We start from the raw sequence: 20,240 nt of genomic DNA, 5'->3' as shown, positions 1-20,240 counted from the left end.
TACAAGTAATAAACAAAAAACGATTAAACACACAAACACTTTTTGTACGCAATATTAGACATAGAAACTACTGGTGGTAAGTATAATGAAGAAGGAATTACAGAAATTGCTATCTATAAATTTGATGGCCATAAAGTTGTAGATCAGTTTATAAGCCTTATTAATCCAGAACGCGACATCCAACCTTTTGTAGTAAATCTTACAGGTATTAATAACAATATGCTTCGCAACGCACCCAAATTTTACGAGGTTGCAAAACGCATTGTTGAAATTACAGACGACTGCATTTTAGTGGCGCACAATGCCCAATTTGACTACCGTATTTTAAGTACCGAATTTAGCCGTTTGGGCTTCGAATATGTTCGTCCGTCACTTTGTACTGTAGAACTTTCAAAAGATTTAATTCCTGGACAGGAATCGTATAGTTTAGGGAAATTGGTACGCTCGCTTGGTATTCCGGTAACCGACAGACATCGCGCTACTGGAGATGCTTTGGCTACCGTAAAACTATTCCAAATGCTATTGGCAAAAGATACGGGCAAAAGTATCATTCAACAATCTATTCGATTAAATCCGAAACTTCAATTAGAACCCAAACACATAGACATCATTAAAGAATTACCTTCTGTAACTGGTGTTTATTATATTCATAAAAGCGATGGCGAAATTATCTATATTGGTAAAAGTAAAAATATAAAACAACGCATCAATCAACACTTCACAAACACAAATCACAAATCAAAAAAATTACAGGCCCAAGTTTCTACGGTGACTTACGAAGAAACCGGTAGCGAATTAGTAGCGCTATTAAAGGAAAGTGAAGAAATAAAGCGATTAAAACCTAAATTTAATCGCGCATTAAGGCGCACGTCGTTCACTCATGCGTTATATAGTTTTGTTGACGACAATAATTATTTAAACTTAAAAATTGATATTGTAGACGGACGAAAAAAACCCATAACAACTTTCACCAATAAACAAAGTGGAAAAAGCTTTATTACCAAAGCCGTTGAAGATTATCGCCTATGCCAAAAATTAACAGGTTTATACAAAACAAAAACCAGCTGTTTTAATTACGATATTAAAACATGCGATGGGGCTTGTGTTAATAAGGAAGCAGCCGAAACCTATAATAAACGTGTTGAAGCCCTTATAACTAAAAACAGTTATGCAAACAAAAACATGGTTATTATTGATAAAGGACGGGAAATCGACGAACGTAGTGCCATTTTAATTGAAAACGGGGTTTTTAAAGGGCTTGGGTTTTTCAATTTAAATTATCAAATAAACAACATCGAGGTATTAGAATCTATTATTACCCCCATGCAGAATAATAGAGACACCCAACATATTATTCAAAGTTACCTTCGAAAAAATAAACATGTAAAACAAATTACGTTTGATAACCCATGAAAAACTTCACCTTACTAACCTGTCTTTTCTGCAATTTTCTGCTTTTTTCTCAAACAAACTTCAACTCAGATTCGTACAATGTGTCTTTAAACGACATTGAAACGAACGTATTTGCTGCCGATACTACCGCGAATGCTTTGGTAATTTATGAAGAAGGCAATAGCTATGTCGACAAAAATGAATACGACCTAAGAACAGAACTAAAACATAAAATTAAAATATTAAAACGCGAAGGGTTTGAGAAGGCAAACGTTGCTATTTATCTTTATAATAACGACAAGCGGAAAGAGCAAATAAAAAATATTTTTGCAGCAACCTATAACCTAGAAGCTGGAAAAATTAAGATTACTAAGCTTGATGCTAAAAATATTTTCACAGAAAAATACAACGAAAATTATACGGTGGTAAAGTTTACACTACCAAACATAAAAGAAGGCTCTGTTATTACGTATAGTTACACCAAAACCTCGCCATTTATGTTTAATTATTATGGATGGAAGTTTCAAGACGATATTCCAAAACTTTACAGCGATTACAGAGCCAGCATCCCTGCCAATTGGGATTATAATATAAAATTAGTAGGTTACAAACCACTAGATATAAACACTTCAGAAGTTGAAAAGAATTGTTTGGAAGGAGCAAGAGGTGCCAGCGCAGGTTGTTCTTTAATGCATTATGCCATGAAAGATATTCCGGCATTTAAGGAAGAAAATTATATGACCTCAAAATCAAACTATCTGGCGCGTATTGATTACGAATTAAAAACGTTTCAAGGATTTGATGGTGTTATTAATCATTACACCAAAACATGGGAAACTGTAGATGATGAACTAAGAAAAGAACCAAATATTGGCAGACAGTTGGGCAAATCTTTAAAATTAGAAGATTTTTTAGATGCCTCTATAATATCCGAAACCAATGCATTAAAAAAAGCAGAAAGCATCTATTGGTTTGTTCAAGACAATTATACCTGGAACGAAGAATTTAACATTTTTAAAGACGTGTCAATAAAAGACATTATCAATAATAAATCTGGTAATGTTTCGGCAATAAACATCTTATTGCATAATTTATTGTTAGAAGCTGGAATTGATGTAAAACCTGTTTTATTATCAACCAGAAATAGCGGGTTTGCAACAAAAATTTTCCCAGTTATTTCAGATTTTAATTACTTAATTGTGCAAGCAACAATTAATGGTAAACCTTATTTATTAGATGCCACCGATAAATACCTGAGCTTTGGAGACCTACCCTTTAGATGTTTAAATGGTTATGGCCGAATTTTAGATTTTAAAAAGGGAAGCGAATGGATTGATATTGCTGCAAATAATTTATCCACTAAACTATGTAAAGTCGAATTAAATTTAAGCGACTCTGGCAATATCACGGGCAAAGTTACAGACCAAAGTACTGGTTATCATGCTTTAAATAGCAAAAAACAGTATTTTCCTAATAAAGAATCTTATGTAGATCAACTGCAAAATAATTTTCCGCATATCGAAATAACAAACCACATTGTTGATAACGAGGATAAAAAAAGTCCTAATTTCGTAGAAACATACGATGTAACTTACGAAGACAATCTTATTGCAGACAAAATTTATCTCAATCCGTTTTTATTTAAATTTTTTAATGAAAATCCGTTTAAACTACAAGAAAGAACATACCCCATAGATTTTGGATATAAAGACGTTTATTTCTATTCTATGAAATTAAATTTTGGCGAAACCTTTTCAATTATTGAAGCACCAAAAGATTATGTAATTTCTTTGCCCAATAATTCGGGACAATTACTATTTACTAGTACGATTCAAAATAATTCAGTAATTGTTTCACTTAAGTTTAATTTTAAAGAAACTATATACGGACCAGAATTCTATCCCTATTTAAAAGAATTCATGAACAAAATAGTCGACATTCAAACCAATTCTCTTATCTTATTACAAAAGAAGCAATAAATCTTTAGTACTTTTGATACTATGCAAAAACGGCAAATCGTAAAATGGAGAAATAGACTCTACGAAATAATTTATGAAGCAGATACACCTGCCGGTAAGTTATTCGATATTGTTTTAATGATAACCATCATTGCTAGTATTTTATTGGTAATGCTGGAAAGTGTAAAAAGTATTGATGCAAGGTTTCATAATTTCCTGAATATCTCTGAGTGGGTTATCACCATACTATTCACATTCGAATATATTGCAAGAATTATTACGGTAAAAAAACCAATCAGATACATCTTTAGTTTTTATGGAATTATCGATTTGTTATCAACCATTCCTAAATACATTTCTATAATTTTTGGCGGTGTACATGCTTTGGCCGCGTTACGCGCTTTAAGATTATTACGAATATTCAGAATTTTAAAATTAACACGATATTTAGGAGCTTCTAATAATTTAGTACGCGCCTTAAAAGCAAGTCGCGCCAAAATTTCTGTGTTTTTATTTACTGTTATCATTGTAGCTATTATTCTTGGAACCATTATGTATTTAATTGAAGGAGAAGAAAATGGCTTTACAAATATTCCGAAAAGTGTGTATTGGTGTATTGTAACCCTTACTACAGTTGGGTTTGGCGATATTGCGCCACAAACACCTTTAGGACAATTTATTGCTTCTCTAGTAATGATTTTAGGTTATGGCATCATTGCTGTACCAACGGGCATTGTATCGGCGGAATATACAGCTCAAAACAAAGATAAAACCGAACCTATAAAACCTACAGCAGATCTTAACACTAAATCATGTCCAAACTGTAACGCAGAAAACCATATTGACCTTGCCAAATTCTGCTACAGTTGCGGGAAAGTATTAAAACATGAATAAACTATTACTATCTATTGTTGGACCGACTGCTATAGGAAAAACGGCGTTAAGCATAAAACTGGCAAATGCTTTTAATACAGAAATAATTTCGGCAGATTCCAGACAGTTTTTTAAAGAAATGAGTATTGGCACAGCGGCGCCTTCAACAGAAGAATTAACAGCTGCTAAGCATCATTTTATTCATCATAAATCTATTCAAGACAATTATAATGTCGGTGCTTTTGAAAAAGACGCTCTCAATCTGTTACACCAATTATTTCATAATCACGACGTCGTAATCATGGTTGGTGGTTCCGGCATGTATGTTGATGCCGTTACAAAAGGATTAGACTATTTTCCGGATGTTGATCCCAATATTCGAGAGACTTTAAACAAGCATTTACAAGAACAAGGGCTTCCCTATCTTCAAAATCAATTAAAAGAATTAGACGCTAAATCTTATACTAACATTGCCATCGATAATCCGCATCGCGTTATTCGGGCTTTAGAAATTTGTATAGGTACTGGCAAACCGTATTCTTCTTTTTTGAACAAGAAAAATAATAATCGTAATTTTGAGACAATCACAATCGGACTGACTGCCGATAGAGACATTATTTACAATCGAATAAACCAACGGGTGGATATCATGATGCAACAAGGGTTGCTAGACGAGGTTAAAAGTCTAATCCCATTCAAAAGTTTAAACGCTTTAAATACGGTTGGTTACAAAGAGTTATTTAATTATTTGGAAGGCGAATGGACGTTAGACTTTGCTATTTCAGAAATTAAAAAGAATACAAGACGCTTTGCAAAAAGGCAATTAACATGGTTTAAAAAAGATGAAAATACGCTATGGTTTGATTATTTAACAAGTGCTGATAGCATCGTGGAAAAAATAAACGAAGAACTTAAAAAAGATGAAAACTTCCATTAAAAAACCAATCCATATTACCTCAAGTTTATTACTGTTTTTTTGCTTTTGCTTTTTAATAAATCACTTATCAATTGCTCAAAATTATGCCATAGGCGCCGATGTATCATTTTTAAAACAAGCAGAAGATTCGGGGTTTACATTTAAAGAAAACGGAAAGATAAAACCAGGATTAGAAATTTTTAAAGAACATGGCTATAATTGGATTCGCTTACGTTTATTTCACACACCTACCGAACTGCCAAATAATCTTGAGTATACCATAGCGCTGGCGCAACAAGCTAAAAAGCATGGGTTTAAATTTTTGTTAGATTATCATTATTCAGATACCTGGGCAGATCCTGCAAAACAGTTTATTCCGAAAGCCTGGGAAGGCAAAACACAATCTGAATTAGTTAAAGCCGTATTCGAATATACTAAAAGCACCATGATAGCCTTTAGAAATGCCAATGTATATCCAGATATGGTTCAAATTGGTAATGAAATTAGCCACGGAATGCTATGGCCAAATGGTAAACTTCCAGAAAATTGGGATAACTTTTCGCAATTAGTACAAGCAGGAATAAATGGCGTTAATGCCAGTTGTGGTAACAATCCTTGTCCGGAAATTATGATTCATATTGATAAAGGCGGCGATAAAGATTTTACTAAATACTTTTTCGATAAACTGAATTCCTATAATTTAAAATACGATGTCATTGGGCAATCATACTATCCATGGTGGCACGGAAATTTATTAAACTTGAGAGAATGTCTCAACTTTACGGCAACTAATTATAATAAAAATGTGATTCTTGTTGAAGTTGCTTATAATTGGACACCAACTGAATACCTCGATAAAAAACCACCGTTTCCAGAATCTCCGACAGGTCAAAAAGAATTTTTAGATGAAGTTAATCGCATAGTACTCAGCATTCCTAATGAAAGAGGCGTTGGAATTTTCTGGTGGGAACCTGCAGTTTCAAAAAGAGGTTCTCGAAGTTTTTTTGATGCGAATGGTAATGTGCAACCTGTAATTTCGGTTTTTGATAAGTACACACGTTTTTAAGTATCAAAAATAAAAAGCTATTATTTTGTCGAAACAATTTTTTTTCACCAAGTGAAAACTAAATCTAATAATTGTACGTTAGGCTTTTAATAATTGTTGCATTTTAAAGTATCTTTATGCCCAAATTAAAATAAATTTATGAACACCTTTTTAAAACGAGTTGTTATTCTTCTCTTTGTAATCGCTTTAGGCTTATTTTTATATTCTGTTTTTGTAGAAAATATTTTTGAAAAACGCTTAAGTCCGAAAGATACCGTTAAATTCGAACTCAATGACTTAAAACTGAGAGTGTTCTATAACAGGCCTTCTAAAAAAGGCAGAGTTATTTTTGGTGGGTTAGTTCCTTTTAATCAGGTATGGCGAACAGGTGCCAACGAAGCAACTACCTTCGAAACCAATAAACCTCTTACCATAAATGGGGTGAACCTATCTCCTGGAAAATACACGCTATGGACCGTACCGAAAGACTCTACTTGGACCGTAATATTTAATTCTAAACAATATTCTTGGGGCGTAAATTCTGAAATGAAACCCATGTGGGATCCTAATTATGATGTTGTAGATATAGACGTGCCAGTAATAAAATTAGACAAAGAAGTTGAACAATTTACCATTGCATTCGATAATTCTACCGATAGTTTAGCGCTAACCTTAGCATGGGACGATGTAAAAGTTGCGGTACCACTTAAAAACTAAACCAAAATTCTCCCTAATAAAACTAAAATTAATACTCCCATTATATGCTAAGTAAAATTTTTCCTAGTCGTTATAAATTACTGGCAGCTTTCATTTCCATATTTTTAGTCTTCTCATTTATTTTAAGAGTCTGTTTTTTAATTTGGAGTATTACCCAAACTAACAATTCATTTTTTGTTTTAATAGGCACCTTTATTGTTGGTTTTTTATTCGATATAGGTACTGTTTCTTTTTTTGCACTTCCTTATATTTTATATTTAATTCTCGTTCCTAAAAAACTTTATGGCTCCTTATTCGATAAAATAATTACTTACTTCGGATACGGTTTAGGCATTACCATATTCCTTTTTTCGTTTTTTGCCGAAATAACCTTTTGGCTCGAATTTGAACGCCGCTTTAATTTTATAGCAGTCGATTATCTTATCTATACTTTCGAGGTGGTAAAAAACATCAATGAGTCCTACCCCATTCCGCTGCTACTAAGTGCTATTTTAATTGTATTATTCATCATCATCTACATCACCAAAAGAAAAAATATTTTTAAAATCACCTTTAAAAATGGCACAACGTTTAAAGACAAATTACTTCCTACAGTTGTAGTAATCAGTATCGCTTTAGTTTTTGGGCTTTTTGTAAAAAACATTAATGCGGAACAATTCAATAACAGATATAATAACGAAATCGCCAAAACAGGTATTTATTCCTTTTTTGCAGCCTTTAGAAGCAACGAACTGTCGTACACCGAATTTTACAAAACCATTGATGATAGCCTCGCCTTCAATATTGTTAAACAAAAAATAAAGGCGCCGAATAGCTTATTTTTAGAACCAGATAAGAAAGAAATTTATAGAACGCTCACACACGCAGACAGCATCAATAACCCAGAGCTAAAACCCAACGTTATTTTTATCTGTATAGAAAGCCTTAGTGCCGAATATTTAAACTCTTTAGGCGGCAATTTAAACATTACACCAACTTTAGATTCTTTATCGAATAAAAGTCTGTTTTTTACAAACCTATATGCAACTGGTACCCGTACGGTTAGAGGTATGGAAGCCATTACATTATCAATCCCGCCAACTCCGGGAAGAAGTATTGTAAAACGCGATAAAAACCAAGGCCTGTTCACAATAGGCGAAATTTTCAAACAAAAAGGCTATACATCGAGCTTCTTTTACGGTGGTGATGGCTATTTTGATAATATGAACAACTATTTTGGGGGTAACGGATTTAATATTGTTGACAGAGGCAGAGGGTTTTTATTAGATTCTAATGTGAACACCAAACGAACCAATATTAATGATGACGAAGTAACTTTTGAAAATGCCTGGGGCGTTTGCGACGAGGATATTTATTCGAAAGTTTTAAAAGAAGCAGATGCCGCTTTTTTAAATGAAGAACCCTTTTTTAATTTTATAATGACTACCTCTAACCATCGCCCGTTCACCTATCCTGAAGGTAAAATAGATATTCCGTCTGGCACTGGTAGAGATGGTGGTATAAAGTATACCGATTATGCCATTAATAATTTTTTAAAGCAAGCCAAAACAAAACCATGGTTTAGCAATACCGTATTTGTAATAATGGCCGATCATTGCGCTAGTAGTGCCGGTCGTTGGAATTTAAATATTGATAAATATCGTATTCCTGCCATGATTTTCAATTTAGAAAATCAATCACCGCAAAAAATTGAAAAATTAAGTTCCCAAATAGATATGTTCCCTACTCTTTTTGCACTTCTAAATTGGGATTACACATCTAATTTATTCGGATTAGATATAATGAAAATGACCAAAAAAGACGAGCGTGCTTTTATTGGTAACTACAGAAATTTAGGTCTTCTAAAAGACAGACAACTCATGGTTTTAAGCGACCAGAAAGTTGTTAATTATTTTGAATGGGAAACAGATAACGATAATTTAATTCCTAAAGATGTTGATTCTAAAATGTTAGAAGAAACCATTGCTTTCTACCAAGTCGCCGATTATTTATATCGAAATAATGGCCTTAAATTAAAAAATTAGTTATTGAAACATATTCACTTTATTGTTAATACTATTGCTGGAAAAGGCAATAATAACATCGATATTGCATTACTTGAATCGTTTTTTAATAAGGATGAGTTTACCTTAACTTTAAAACCTACATCATATAAAAAGCATGCCATAAAGTTGGCTCAAGAATCTGTTTTAGAACAAGCCGATATTGTAGTAGCCTGTGGCGGCGATGGCACTATTAATGAGGTAGCATCTTGCCTTGTTAACACATCCATTCCGTTAGGAATTATTCCCATTGGTTCTGGAAACGGACTGGCATCTAATTTAAACATTCCTAAAAACATTAATAGGGCGCTTCAACTCATAAAAGCCCAAGAGACTAAACGCATAGATGTAGGGCAATTAAATAAGCACTACTTTTTTAGTAATACTGGTATTGGATTTGATGCTCAGGTAATAAAAAACTACGAAGCCTCTAACGAAAGGACTATTGGTAGTTATATAAAAGCAACTATAAAATCGTTAAAAAAATCAAAGAAACTTGTTCAGGTAGAAACCACTTTTAATGGTAAAACCATCGTGCATAAACCGTTTCTAATTTTTATTTCAAATTCAAACGAATTAGGTTATCACCTAAGTTTAACACCAAAAGCATCATTACAAGACGGGAAATTAGACATCCTTATTGTTAAAAAAATAAGCCTGCTAAAAATCATCTTATTCATGTTTTTAATGCTCTTTAAACGCCACAATATTTTAAAAGGAGTAGATTGTTATCAGACTAAAAACATCACAATCACACAAAAAAACAAACGCCTATTTCAAATACAATTAGATGGCGAATTTTTACTGATTAAGAAGCCGTCAATCGACATTAACATCCTAGAAAAAGCACTAACCGTTATCGCTTAATCGCTTGTTAATTTAGCAATTGCAATTTTGGTTATTTTGTAGAACATAAAACCCGATAAGGCTCCAAAAGTTAACCCGCAGAAAATGTCTAATGGGTAATGTACGCCAACATAAATTCTGCTATACGCTACTGTAGCGCTCCAAAACAGTAACATAAATATAACATTTTTGTAATATGGCCTTAGAAATAGACCCACATAGACTGCTACCGCCATACTATTAGACGAATGCCCAGAAAAGAAACCGTATTTCCCACAGTAGTCTACCACAAAACGCATGGAATCTGCCAATTCTGGCACGCCGCAAGGTCGTAATCTCTCAAAACCACGCTTAAAAACATTGGTAATTTGGTCGGTAAACGTAATCATTAAGGTTACCATCACAATAAAAATAAACAGGGCTTTTAAACCATATTTTTTGTATAATAAATACAATAAAAACACGTATAACGGAATAAACGCAAATCTGTTAGTTACAAACAGCCAAAAATTATCCCAGGTAGGCGAACCTAAATTGTTTAAAAATAAAAAAAGCTCGGTATCGTATTCTAAAAGTTGATCTATCATTTTTATTATTTTTTTGGGCGTTACTTTCGTACCTCAAGTCAGGCTTTCCGCTATATCTTTTTACGAAGCAATTCCGAACTTGTTTCGAAATTTTACTATGCTTAAAATTTAAAATTCATAAAATGTTTATTCTTCCAACCCTTCGTAAAAAGGATGCCGCTTCAATCCTTAACGCAATTACTCTTCGTATTTTAAAATTTCATTATCATAAAACTCGGTGGCAAGCTTAATCATGTTTTCTGTTTCTGCCAGCAATTCGTTTTCATCTTCATCATCAAAATCTTCAAACCATTCAATTTCATCATCTTCCAGATTAATAATAAATCTTGGAAACTCTGTATGAATTACATAAATAGCATTTGGATAATCAGAATTATCACCTAGAATAAATTTTGGAAGATTCATATTGCGTATGTTTATTTTTTAATTGTTTTTTGGTGCTAAGTGATATGGTAATAAAACCAAGCCCTCACAACAATATCAAATTTATTTTTGATTCGACAAAATTAGTTTTTTTGAAAGATAATTAAACCTAATAAACAATAAAATTGCGGCAGTAGTTAAACCTCCAAGCAATCCTAACCAAATACCAAAGCTACCATAGGCAGATTCTTTACCTAAAAACCAACTTATTGGGAAGCCAATAAGCCAATAAGAAACAAATGTAATAATAGTTGGTATCTTAACATCCTGCAACCCTCGCAACGCCCCTAAAACAACCACTTGCACACTATCACTTAATTGAAAAATAGCTGCCGCAATTAACAATTTAGAAGCAATTTCTACCACTTCGGTATTATCTATTAAATTTTTAGTATCATCAAAATCTACATACAACATGGGCAAATAGTTGTGAAACGCAAAAAATATAATGGCGAAAACAGAAGCCAGAATAATACCTAATAAAAAAATTGAAAATGCAATACGGCGCAATTCAACAAAATTTTGCAATCCTTTTTGGTTACCAACTCTAATCATGGAGGCAACGCTTAAACCTATTGCCACCATAAATGTCATGGAACTTAAATTTAGAGCAATCTGATTTGCTGCTTGCGGATTTTTACCTAACAAGCCGCTTAACCATACCGCTGCTGTAAAAATTCCGACCTCAAAAAACATCTGCATCGCACTTGGTGCTCCTAAATCCAATAATTTTCTTAGCATCAATTTATCGAGTACAAAAAATTTAATGTTTGTTACAAATATTTTCGATTTTTCTTTACTCTTCAACAATACCCATAAATACCAAACCATCACTATTCTAGAAATTAAGGTACCATAAGCGGCACCAACAATTCCTAGTTCGGGGAAACCGAATTTTCCAAAAATCAACAAATAATTTAGAATCACATTTATTATGTTTGCCAAAATAGTGGCATACATGGGGAAACTGGTCATGGATAAGCCATCGCTAAACTGCTTAAAGCCTTGAAATATAATAAGTGGTATTAACGAAACGGCCACCAAGTCTAAATACGGTATGGCAAGTTCTACAACTTCTAAAGGTTGTTTCATTGAATACATGAGCGGTTTTGCCAATAGTGTCAATAAAAACAAAGTAACGCCCAAAACAGTGCATAAAAACAGACCATGTTTAAACGTGGCCTTACCTTTTTCAAAATTTTGTTCTGCGTCGGCTTCAGCAATTAAAGGTGTAATTGCTGTAGAAAAACCAATACCTAAAGACATGGCAATAAACACAAAGCTGTTACCTAAAGATACTGCAGCAAGTTCTGCTGTTCCTAATTGCCCAACCATAACGTTATCGATAAATCCAACAAACGTATGGCCTAACATCCCCATCATTACCGGGGCTGCCAATTGCCAATTATATTTAAATTCTTTTGTGTAATCCTTTAATTGCATCCTGCAAAAGTAAACTTTCAACGCAGTATAAACCAATATAAAAAAGCTCTTTTAAAATTACGTAATTAACATATGTTAATAATTTAGGATAACTTTCTTATAATCAAGTGTTATTTTAAGGTAACTTTGTCTTTTAATAAAAAGTATCTGTAAAATTTATAGAAACATTTAGTGATTATTTTATAGGGATTTAAAATAAAGGAGTAATTGTTTCAATATTAAAAGGAGGAAAATAATTTCCTCCTTTTTTTTATCTTAACAATTATATTTTGTTGCCTTAACCTATAAATTGGCTACTTGTTTTTTAGCTTCTTCAAATTCTTTCATGATATCGTCCACAATTTCGGCAACGGGTTTTATATCGTGAATTAAAGCTGCAACCTGACCAATTTCCAATTCGCCTTCTACTAAATCACCTTCAAACATACCTTTTTTGGCGCGCCCTCTACCCAATAATGCTTTTAATTCATCAACAGATGCTGCCTTGGCATATAATTCTTGAACGTCTTGATAAAATTTATTCTTTATTAAGCGTACAGGAGCCAATTCTTTTAAAGTTAATTGGGTATCGCCTTCTTTGGCATCTACAACCACTTGTTTAAATGCTTGGTTCGCAGAACTTTCAGCACTTGCTACAAATCGACTTCCAACTTGTACCCCATCGGCACCTAAAATCATAGTGGCTAACATGGCTCTACCTGTGGCGATTCCACCGGCAGCTATTAATGGTATTTTTAGTTGTTCTTTTACTATCGGAATCAGCGTTAAAGTAGTTGTTTCATCACGACCATTATGTCCACCTGCTTCAAAACCTTCGGCAACCACCGCATCTACCCCTGCTTCCTGTGCTTTTAATGCAAATTTTACACTGCTCACAACATGTACCACAATAATTCCGCGTTCTTGCAACCAGCTTGTCCATGTTTTCGGATTTCCAGCAGATGTAAATACAATCTTAACGCCTTCATCTACAATAATATCCATAATTTCCTGAATATTCGGATAAAGCATCGGCACATTTACACCAAAAGGTTTATCGGTAGCTTTCTTGCATTTTTGAATATGTTCCCGCAATACTTCTGGATACATGGAGCCTGCACCAATAAGACCTAAAATTCCTGAATTACTTGCTGCTGAAGCTAAGCGCCAACCGCTATTCCAAACCATTCCAGCTTGTACAATTGGGTATTTTATATTGAATAGTTTGGTTATTTTATTAGCCATTTATTGTTTTATAAGTTTAATAGTTTGAGATATATTTTTAGATTTCAAAGTTACCAAATAAAGCCCGTTCGATAAGCTTAACAAATCCACTTCATTGTTAAGCGGCGTAATTGCAGTACTGCTCACTAGTTTTCCTAACACATCAAAAATTAAGACGGACACAGATTCTTCAGTTAAAGGAATCTTTATATAAGCCTTGAAACTCGCTGGATTTGGATACAGTTTAACTTCTGTATTACTTTCTGCATCCGTTAAGGCGATGCCAGAATTTAGTGCCATTTGTAAATTTGGAATACCATAACCCAAATAATAATCGGGTGTTGCATACTGTGAGGCCGATTCTCTTACTAACTGCATAATTTCGCTGTTTTTTAAACTGGGTAGCGCTTGCCATAAGCACACAATGCCGCCAGCTAAAATGGGCGAACTAAAAGATGTGCCATTAGCCGAAGCAATCACATTGTTTTCTGTAATTACAATACTTGCCTGCCCTTGCGCTACCACATCTGGTTTACGTGTAGGTTGTAAACTGTTTCCTCTCGAACTAAAGGAGGCATACAACCCAGCAGAAGTAACAGCTCCAACACTTAATACGCCCGCAGCATCGGCAGGTGCTCCGACTATTCCCCAACTATCATTTCCAGAATTACCTGCAGAATTCACCAATAACATCCCTTTTTCAAAAGCAATATTAGCACCGCGTGTTATAAATGCGGTATTTCCATTCATTTGCGATGGCGAATAACTATAATTCGGATTATCATAGGTGGTATAACCCAACGAGGTGTTTATAATATCCACTCCCAAACTATCGGCACGCTCTGCTGCTTCCACCCAATAGCTTTCTTCAACTGGATTTTCATTAGGAGCATCTTCTGTTATGAACAAATAATAAGACGCATCGGGTGCTGTACCCACATACTGATTTTCGACATAACCTGCCATGGTACTTAAAACCAAGGTGCCGTGGTTACTAGTTGTATTGGTATACACATTAGAATTTCGATTTACAAAATTGTATGTGCCCTTTATATTATTGGCATTTCGTAATCGCTGGAAACCCGCCATAGAGTTTACATTAGGAAAACCTGCATCCAAGACAGCCACCGTCATTCCTGAACCTGTATAATTAGCTAAGTGCAACTGCTCGCCTTTAAACATTTGAATCTGATTGGCAGCACTACCGTAATTAAACGATGTTAAGATACTTTCTAATTTCGATTGTTTTTTTTCTTTTACTCTTTTGAAGTCGTTTAAACTTTTATCAGCAAAATCTATATAATCTATAAATGAAAATGAACTTGTTAAATTTTTTATAGCGATTTCACTACCTCGAACATGAATGGCGTTTAACCATTTCGATTTAGCCATAACAGTAATTCCTGAAGCGTTTTTTAGCTGCGAAACATAGGATTCGTTTACCGGAACATCGCGTGCATCAATAACAACGCCATGCGAATTTTTTCGATTGATGGCTTTTTGTGTTAAAATGCTAATGGGATTTGACACCGCACTTGAAACATTTTGTTTGTCCACTAAATATACCCAGGCATCCTGTTGCGAAAAAACATTAAAACAATAGAAAAGTAATAATAAAAACAGTAGGTACTTCTTCATAGCAAAACGATTTAAGTATTTGCAATTTAAGAAATTACTCCCGAACCAACCAATTCGTCATTTAAATACCATGCAACGAATTGTCCTTCGGTGATAGCCGACTGAAATTCTTCAAATTCCACATATAAACCACTATCAACTTTGGTAAGTGTTGCCTTTTGCAAAGGCTGACGGTAGCGAATTCTTGCCATTACTTGCATTGTTTCATCCAATTGAAGTGCTAAATCTTCACGAATCCAATGCAATTCTTCGTTGGTAACAAACAAGGCTTTTTTTAATAATCCGGGATGTTCTTTTCCCTGGCCTGTGTAAATAATATTCTCTTCAACGTCGGTGTCTATTACAAATAACGGTTCTACAGTACCACCAACTGCCAATCCTTTACGCTGTCCTTTTGTAAAATAATGCGCACCTTGATGTTTGCCCACAATTTTTCCAAAATCTTTTTGATATTTAATTTTACGGGAAAAATATCTTAGTTTTTCTTCTTCCGAATTAAAAATTGGTTCCGTTTCATTAAAAACCTCTTGTTCCTTCGGAACTTCAATAATAACACCTTCTTTGGGTTTTAATTGCTGCTGAAGAAAATCGGGAAGTTTCACCTTTCCGATAAAACAAAGTCCTTGAGAATCTTTCTTTTCGGCAGTTACTAAATCCAATTCCATGGCAATGTCACGTACCTGTGGTTTGGTAAGCTCCCCAATTGGAAATAACGATTTTGCCAACTGATCTTGGGATAACTGACATAAAAAATACGACTGATCTTTATTATCATCTATTCCAGCTAATAACTGATAAATGTCTTTACCATCTTTTTGAATGGTACCTTTTCTGCAATAATGCCCGGTGGCCACATAATCGGCACCAAGTTCTAAGGCGATTTTCATAAAGACATCAAACTTAATCTCTCGGTTACAAAGCACATCAGGGTTTGGCGTTCTGCCCTTTTCATATTCATGAAACATATAATCGACAATACGCTCTTTGTACTGCTCGCTTAAATCGACCGTTTGAAAAGGAATGCCCAGTTTCTCTGCAACTAACATAGCATCGTTACTGTCGTCTAACCACGGACATTCATTCGAAATAGTGACCGAATCATCATGCCAGTTTTTCATAAACAAGCCGATAACTTCATATCCCTGTTGTTGCAACAAATAAGCTGCCACACTAGAATCTACGCCCCCCGAAAGTCCAATAATAACCCGTTTCATGTTTATCAATTTTAGGCACAAAGATATAAATTTAAAACGTTCTTAAGACCCGTAAACACTTAGATTAACAAATAATTATAGTTGTTTTGTTTAATATTTTTTATAAAAAATTAAACATTTATTTGCTTTTTTGTTTAATCTTTTTATATATTTGTTGAACAATAATCAAAAAATAGCATACTATGAAAAATTTAAAACTTCTTAAAATCTTTACGTTCCTTTTTATGGGACTGACCTTAATGACCGCATGTAGTGATGATGATGACGACGTTATGGCTACCCCTGAAACCATTGCTGAAATTGCTGCAGCAACACCAGACTTAAGTATTTTAGTTTCAGCCTTAGTGCGCGCAGATTTAGTAACCACATTAGATAGTCCTGGTGAATACACCGTATTTGCTCCAACAAATGCCGCTTTTCAAGCCTTTTTAACAGCAAACAATTTCGCGAATTTAGAAGCTATCCCTGTAAATGTTTTAAAGCAAGTATTATTAAATCATGTAGTAGCGGGTAAAAATATTTCGAGCGGACTAATAACTGGTTATGTTAATAGTTTAGCGACTTATGGAGATACGAGTTTAAATCTAAGTATGTTTATCAATACGACAAGTGGTGTAAAAATAAACGGTGTATCGAACGTGGCTACGCCAGATATTATGGCTACTAATGGCGTAATTCATGTGGTTGATGCTGTTATTGGACTACCAACAGTTGTAACATTCGCGACAGCAGACCCAACATTTTCAACTTTAGTAGCTGCTTTAACAAGAGAATCATCATATACATTTGCTAGCACATTATCACAATCTACAACGCCTGCTTCATTTACAGTGTTTGCACCAACAAACGCGGCGTTTGTAAGTTTGTTAACCGAGTTGGGCGCAGCTAATTTAGCAGCGATTCCAACGGCGACACTAACAGCAACATTAAACATGCACGTAGTGGCTGGTGCCAATGTACAATCTACAGCACTTACTAATAATATGAATATTTCAACCTTAGGCGGAAATATTACAGCAAATATTACCGGTGGTGCTACATTAACAGATTCTAACAATAGAATGAGTAACATCGTTGCCGTAAATGTTCAAGCAGCGAACGGCGTAATACACGCTATAGATAAAGTTATTCTACCTCCGTTATAAAATAAATTTTAGTTTGGTTGGTTTTATAGATAACTATTCTTAAATACATTTTTTAAATTATCTATAAAGCAAAGACTCCTTAAGGCATTAAGGAGTCTTTTTTATGTATTTGGGTGTCTCACTTAAATCTTTTTCTTCTTTAAGTTTCCCGTTTTCGTAGTATTTCCAAACACCTTCTTTTTTTCCTTTTTTATAAGCGCCCTCTATAATCAATTCTCCTTTAGGCGAATAGTATTTAGAATAACCATGCAGTTCACCGTTAACGTAAACAAGTTCTTCTAACACCACATTTTTGTCAGTATATCGCGTAAAAACGCCATCTTTTAATCCGTTTTTATAGAATTGTTTTTCCGCTACTTGCCCATTTGGATAATATACAAGACGTTCCCCATCTAACACGCCGGCATCTGTATAGTGTTCTACAATTAACAACTTGTTGTTTGATTTTTGATAGTATTTCCACTCACCTACATACTTTTTACCATCCATAGTGCCCTCAGAAATCACCTTACCTGTAGAAGCTAAAAATTTAACATACGCTCTATTATCGTTTTCACTAAACTCTTTGGTTGCCGATAATACTGCTTTGTTTTTTACATTCAAATAAAATTTAAACAATCCAACTTCTTTACCGTGTAAAAACGCTCCTTCGTACCTTAATACATTAGAATTATCGAACGTTTTTTTCCAAACGCCATGACGTTTGCCACTAGCATCTAATTGATTGATTTCTTGCGAAAAAACGACGGTACTAACCAGTAAAAATAACGTTGCAAAAGCTGTTTTCATAAAACTTAATTATAAAACTATTTTTTTTAAATGACGAATAACCTAATAACGAAACAATAAGTTTCAAATTGTGTGTAACAAAAAAGCTGCCATTTAAGGCAGCTTATAAATTATTTTTTCTTTTTTTGTTGCAATTGCTTTTGTTTTTCAGCCTGCTCCATCATTTCTGCCATTTTCTTTTGGAAACGATTTTCCTTTTTCGGTTTCTTTTTATTTTCTTGCATCTGAGCATGAATTTTCTCTTCATCAAGAATATAATTCTTTATAACTAGGATAATACCTATACTAATAACGTTCGAAATAAAGTAATATAAACTTAATCCGGATGCATAATTATTAAAGAAAAACAACATCATGATTGGAGAGAAGTACATCATATACTTCATCATTTTCGCCATATCTGGCATCCCTTCTTGCGTTGGTTGCGATGCCATTTGATCGCCAGTTGTTAAACGCATATAAAAGAAAATTGCAACAGAGGCTAATATTGGGAATAAACTAACATGATCACCATAAAACGGAATACTAAAAGGTAATTCTGCAATAGTATCGTATGATGATAAATCTTGTACCCAAAGGAAACTTTTTTGACGTAAATCGAAAGCCGAAGGGAAAAACTGGAACAAGGCGTAAAACACCGGTAATTGCACCAATGCAGGTAAACATCCTGCCATAGGACTTGCACCTACTTTGGTTTGCAACGCCAAGGTTTCTTGTTGTGCTTTCATTTTATTGTCTTTATGTTTTTCGCGAATAGCTTCTAATTCTGGTTTTAGAATTTTCATTTTAGCCTGCGATAAAAACTGTTTATACTGTACAAACGACAATAAAAGTTTTATTAAAATGGTCATTACAATAATTGCAATACCGTAAGGTAAAAATTTACCTAAAAGTGCAAATAATGGTATAAATAGATATTTATTAATCCATCCAAAAATACCCCATCCTAAGGGCACTACTTCGTCTAAATTTCTATCGTATTTATTTAAAATTTTAAAATCACTTGGACCGTAATACCAATCCATAGATTTACTAATCTCGCCACCTGTAAGCTCTAAAGGCAGTTTGGTAGTAAATGCTTTGGTATAAATAGTATCAACATCTTCGTTTTGAACCAAATTTCTAGATTCGAAAGATGCCGTTTTAAATGGTGTATCCGCTAATAAAATAGAGGTAAAGAAATGTTGCTTAAAGGCTACATAGGTAACTTCTTCGGCAGTATCATCAGACAATTCACTTTGCCCTAAATAATCATCTTTACCATCTTCATATTCAAATACAATTTCAGTATACCTGTTTTCATAAGAAATACTTTTGGCATGACGATAGGTTTTTAAATTCCAATCTAAATTAACAGGTTGAGCACTGTTAATAACATCGCTAAGACCTTGCGAACGGATGGTGAATTCCATCATATAATCGCCTTCTTTCAACTCGTAGCGGTATTCTAAAAACTTACTTTCTGATACTTTAAGTTTCATTGAAACTACCGTATTATTTCCGTTTTTTGTTACCGTTGGTTGAAAAAACAGATCCTTAGTATTAAGAATTCTGCTATCGGTTGTACCGAAATTAATATTAAAAGACGCGTTGTTGTCTTTAATAATATAAATAGGGTTATTTTTAAAATCGGTGTGCTTCTTAAGTTTTACTTCAGAAAGATACCCACCTTTACTGTTGAATTTTAATTCGAATAAATCCGTTTCAACAAGCGTTTCTTCTTTTGATGCAGTAGCTGCAGAATACGCGAAAGCGCCTAATTTGTTTTTTAAATTTACTAACTGAAGCGAATCGTTACCTGTACCAACAGCAAAATCTTCAGTGCTTACAACCTTAGTTTGTTCTTGTTCTTTGGCTTTACGCTCTTTTTCAACCTGTTCTTGTTTAGCTTTTTGTTGCGCTTCAAGTTCTTCTGGCGTTGGTTGATTTTGCCAAAGCATATACATTAATATTCCGAAAATAAGTACAAAACCTATAACCGAATTAATGTCTAATTTTTTTTCTTCCAT

The 20,240-nt window shown here is 33.9% G+C and carries 17 protein-coding genes; 9 read left to right on the top strand and 8 right to left on the bottom strand.

The window, feature by feature from the left end; translation table 11 throughout:
* The first annotated feature begins 42 nt into the window (after positions 1-42).
* From ACFQ0I_RS08585 to ACFQ0I_RS08550, 8 genes are all read left to right on the top strand, one after another.
* A complete protein-coding gene (locus ACFQ0I_RS08585; protein WP_379941268.1) occupies positions 43-1,413 on the top strand; it encodes an exonuclease domain-containing protein in 1,371 nt (456 codons plus the stop codon).
* Positions 1,410-3,371 carry a DUF3857 domain-containing protein gene (locus ACFQ0I_RS08580; RefSeq protein WP_379941266.1) on the top strand — a complete coding sequence of 654 codons (1,962 nt, stop codon included), beginning with the start codon at positions 1,410-1,412 and terminating at the stop codon, positions 3,369-3,371. Before ACFQ0I_RS08585 ends, ACFQ0I_RS08580 begins: the two co-directional genes overlap by 4 nt.
* Positions 3,372-3,392: 21 nt before the next feature.
* A complete protein-coding gene (locus tag ACFQ0I_RS08575) occupies positions 3,393-4,244 on the top strand; it encodes an ion transporter (protein ID WP_379941265.1) in 852 nt (283 codons plus the stop codon).
* Positions 4,237-5,160, top strand: a complete 924-nt coding sequence (miaA, locus tag ACFQ0I_RS08570) for a tRNA (adenosine(37)-N6)-dimethylallyltransferase MiaA (RefSeq protein ID WP_379941263.1) — start codon at positions 4,237-4,239, stop codon at positions 5,158-5,160. Before ACFQ0I_RS08575 ends, miaA begins: the two co-directional genes overlap by 8 nt.
* The gene (locus ACFQ0I_RS08565; protein ID WP_379941261.1) at positions 5,144-6,205 is read left to right on the top strand and encodes a glycoside hydrolase family 53 protein; all 1,062 of its coding nucleotides are present in this window, start codon (positions 5,144-5,146) and stop codon (positions 6,203-6,205) included. The genes miaA and ACFQ0I_RS08565 overlap by 17 nt, the downstream gene beginning before the upstream one ends.
* 138 nt (positions 6,206-6,343) lie before the next feature.
* Positions 6,344-6,901, top strand: coding sequence for a DUF2911 domain-containing protein (locus ACFQ0I_RS08560; protein ID WP_379941259.1), 558 nt, complete (start codon positions 6,344-6,346; stop codon positions 6,899-6,901).
* Between the two features lie 44 nt (positions 6,902-6,945).
* Positions 6,946-8,925, top strand: coding sequence for an LTA synthase family protein (locus ACFQ0I_RS08555; RefSeq protein ID WP_379941257.1), 1,980 nt, complete (start codon positions 6,946-6,948; stop codon positions 8,923-8,925).
* A gap of 3 nt (positions 8,926-8,928) precedes the next feature.
* The gene (locus ACFQ0I_RS08550; protein WP_379941255.1) at positions 8,929-9,810 is read left to right on the top strand and encodes a diacylglycerol/lipid kinase family protein; all 882 of its coding nucleotides are present in this window, start codon (positions 8,929-8,931) and stop codon (positions 9,808-9,810) included.
* On the opposite strand, the gene ACFQ0I_RS08545 is transcribed toward ACFQ0I_RS08550, so the two are convergent.
* The 6 genes from ACFQ0I_RS08545 to mnmA form a co-directional block, all read right to left on the bottom strand.
* Complete coding sequence (locus ACFQ0I_RS08545) at positions 9,807-10,376, bottom strand: phosphatase PAP2 family protein (RefSeq protein WP_379941253.1); 570 nt, start codon at positions 10,374-10,376, stop codon at positions 9,807-9,809. The two genes, ACFQ0I_RS08550 and ACFQ0I_RS08545, sit on opposite strands and share 4 nt — an antisense overlap.
* A gap of 177 nt (positions 10,377-10,553) precedes the next feature.
* On the bottom strand, positions 10,554-10,781 hold the full coding sequence (locus ACFQ0I_RS08540; protein ID WP_379941251.1) for a hypothetical protein: 228 nt from the start codon (positions 10,779-10,781) through the stop codon (positions 10,554-10,556).
* A gap of 81 nt (positions 10,782-10,862) precedes the next feature.
* The gene (locus ACFQ0I_RS08535; RefSeq protein WP_379941249.1) at positions 10,863-12,242 is read right to left on the bottom strand and encodes an MATE family efflux transporter; all 1,380 of its coding nucleotides are present in this window, start codon (positions 12,240-12,242) and stop codon (positions 10,863-10,865) included.
* A gap of 282 nt (positions 12,243-12,524) precedes the next feature.
* Positions 12,525-13,466 carry an NAD(P)H-dependent flavin oxidoreductase gene (locus ACFQ0I_RS08530; RefSeq protein WP_379941247.1) on the bottom strand — a complete coding sequence of 314 codons (942 nt, stop codon included), beginning with the start codon at positions 13,464-13,466 and terminating at the stop codon, positions 12,525-12,527.
* Complete coding sequence (locus ACFQ0I_RS08525) at positions 13,467-15,083, bottom strand: S8 family serine peptidase (protein WP_379941245.1); 1,617 nt, start codon at positions 15,081-15,083, stop codon at positions 13,467-13,469.
* Positions 15,084-15,109: 26 nt separating this feature from the next.
* Positions 15,110-16,318 (bottom strand): tRNA 2-thiouridine(34) synthase MnmA, encoded by a 1,209-nt coding sequence (gene mnmA, locus ACFQ0I_RS08520; protein WP_379941243.1) that lies wholly within the window; start codon positions 16,316-16,318, stop codon positions 15,110-15,112.
* Positions 16,319-16,479: 161 nt separating this feature from the next.
* Between mnmA and ACFQ0I_RS08515 the strand changes: the two genes are divergently transcribed.
* Positions 16,480-17,442 carry a fasciclin domain-containing protein gene (locus ACFQ0I_RS08515; protein ID WP_379941241.1) on the top strand — a complete coding sequence of 321 codons (963 nt, stop codon included), beginning with the start codon at positions 16,480-16,482 and terminating at the stop codon, positions 17,440-17,442.
* An 87-nt stretch (positions 17,443-17,529) separates the two neighbouring features.
* On the opposite strand, the gene ACFQ0I_RS08510 is transcribed toward ACFQ0I_RS08515, so the two are convergent.
* Together ACFQ0I_RS08510 and yidC are read right to left on the bottom strand one after the other, a co-directional pair.
* Positions 17,530-18,231 carry a toxin-antitoxin system YwqK family antitoxin gene (locus tag ACFQ0I_RS08510; RefSeq protein WP_379941239.1) on the bottom strand — a complete coding sequence of 234 codons (702 nt, stop codon included), beginning with the start codon at positions 18,229-18,231 and terminating at the stop codon, positions 17,530-17,532.
* 110 nt (positions 18,232-18,341) lie between these two features.
* Positions 18,342-20,240: a membrane protein insertase YidC gene (gene yidC, locus ACFQ0I_RS08505; protein WP_379941238.1), complete on the bottom strand. Its 1,899-nt coding sequence runs from the start codon at positions 20,238-20,240 to the stop codon at positions 18,342-18,344.

The organism is Mariniflexile aquimaris, from assembly GCF_042676825.1.
In the GTDB taxonomy this organism is placed as follows: Bacteria; Bacteroidota; Bacteroidia; order Flavobacteriales; family Flavobacteriaceae; genus Mariniflexile; species Mariniflexile aquimaris.
The sequence above is the reverse complement of the archived record's forward strand: the minus strand, read 5'-3'. Positions and strand labels throughout refer to the sequence as shown.

Coding starts and splice junctions, on each gene's coding strand:
- ACFQ0I_RS08515 (WP_379941241.1), top strand. CDS start 16,480: ATGAAAAATTTAAAACTTCTTAAAATCTTTACGTTCCTTTTTATGGGA.
- ACFQ0I_RS08510 (WP_379941239.1), bottom strand. CDS start 18,231: ATGAAAACAGCTTTTGCAACGTTATTTTTACTGGTTAGTACCGTCGTT.
- ACFQ0I_RS08535 (WP_379941249.1), bottom strand. CDS start 12,242: ATGCAATTAAAGGATTACACAAAAGAATTTAAATATAATTGGCAATTG.
- ACFQ0I_RS08530 (WP_379941247.1), bottom strand. CDS start 13,466: ATGGCTAATAAAATAACCAAACTATTCAATATAAAATACCCAATTGTA.
- ACFQ0I_RS08540 (WP_379941251.1), bottom strand. CDS start 10,781: ATGAATCTTCCAAAATTTATTCTAGGTGATAATTCTGATTATCCAAAT.
- ACFQ0I_RS08575 (WP_379941265.1), top strand. CDS start 3,393: ATGCAAAAACGGCAAATCGTAAAATGGAGAAATAGACTCTACGAAATA.
- ACFQ0I_RS08580 (WP_379941266.1), top strand. CDS start 1,410: ATGAAAAACTTCACCTTACTAACCTGTCTTTTCTGCAATTTTCTGCTT.
- ACFQ0I_RS08555 (WP_379941257.1), top strand. CDS start 6,946: ATGCTAAGTAAAATTTTTCCTAGTCGTTATAAATTACTGGCAGCTTTC.
- miaA (WP_379941263.1), top strand. CDS start 4,237: ATGAATAAACTATTACTATCTATTGTTGGACCGACTGCTATAGGAAAA.
- yidC (WP_379941238.1), bottom strand. CDS start 20,240: ATGGAAGAAAAAAAATTAGACATTAATTCGGTTATAGGTTTTGTACTT.
- ACFQ0I_RS08565 (WP_379941261.1), top strand. CDS start 5,144: ATGAAAACTTCCATTAAAAAACCAATCCATATTACCTCAAGTTTATTA.
- ACFQ0I_RS08560 (WP_379941259.1), top strand. CDS start 6,344: ATGAACACCTTTTTAAAACGAGTTGTTATTCTTCTCTTTGTAATCGCT.
- ACFQ0I_RS08525 (WP_379941245.1), bottom strand. CDS start 15,083: ATGAAGAAGTACCTACTGTTTTTATTATTACTTTTCTATTGTTTTAAT.
- ACFQ0I_RS08545 (WP_379941253.1), bottom strand. CDS start 10,376: ATGATAGATCAACTTTTAGAATACGATACCGAGCTTTTTTTATTTTTA.